General features: G+C 60.8%; 1 protein-coding gene. It reads left to right on the forward strand.

Annotated features, from left to right (window positions below; translation table 11 throughout):
• The coding region (locus AC3WXD_RS34935) for a phage tail tape measure protein (RefSeq protein WP_492325745.1) at positions 1 to 983 on the forward strand (983 nt) is incomplete at both ends.

The raw sequence follows: 983 nt of genomic DNA on the forward strand, positions 1-983 counted from the left end.
GCGGCACTGGAGGGCTATGAGAAGCAAGCCAAGCAGATCGAGCGAACGGGGCAGCTCGATCTGCAAAACGAGAGGACTCTTGGGCTCGTCTCCGAACGGGACTATATCCAGAAATCCTACGACCTGAAGGAGAGCGGGCTGCAGGATCAACTTGCTATTGCCGAGTTGGAGGCAGAAGCGGCAGCCGGTCGTAAATCTCTTGCCGAGCGGGAGCGTTACGCATCGAAGGTCAAGGAGCTGGAAGACCAGATCGTCAATGTCCGGAAGGAAGGAACAAACGCGGTTGCCGTCTACGACAAGAAGGCCTCGGATTCTCTGAGGGCCTATACGGATGCGCTGAACAATGCCCTGAAGTTGCGCCAGCAGGAAGTCGGGCAGAATATCGCCGGCCTGGGTATGGGCGATACCGAGCGCGATCAACTCTCGCGAATCCAGCAGGCAAATCGGGATTTCGACCAGAAGTTCTACGATCTGAGCCGTTCGCGGCGTGAAGGCCGCATCAGCGAGGACGACTACCAGGCGCAACTCGAGGCGTTGCGCAAATACCAAACCGACCGGGTGTCGTTGGAGCAGTCTGCGACGCAGCAGATGCTTGATGCGCAGTCGAATTGGGAGACAGGCGCCACCCGCGCGCTGGCCAACTACGCCGATTCGGCGCGCAACGTCTTCTCGCAGACCGAAGGTGCTGTCACGCGCGCATTCGGGTCGATGGAAGATGCTCTGGTGACCTTCGCTACCACGGGAAAGCTGAACTTCGGGGACTTTGCGCGATCCGTGATCGCGGACCTGATCCGCATCCAGACACGCGCAGCACTGTCTGGGATCTTCACCCAGCTCGGCAACTTGGTGATGGGGGCAAGCGGCGAGGCGACAGTGGGTGGTGCTCAGGGAAGCATCGATTTCGCCGGTACGCCCGTCGACCTCAGCAGCCCGGTCGGCACACCTCTGACACGCGCGGGGGGTGGGGATGTGCAGGCGGGGCA

Source organism: Cupriavidus sp. FW216-B1 (assembly GCF_058789195.1).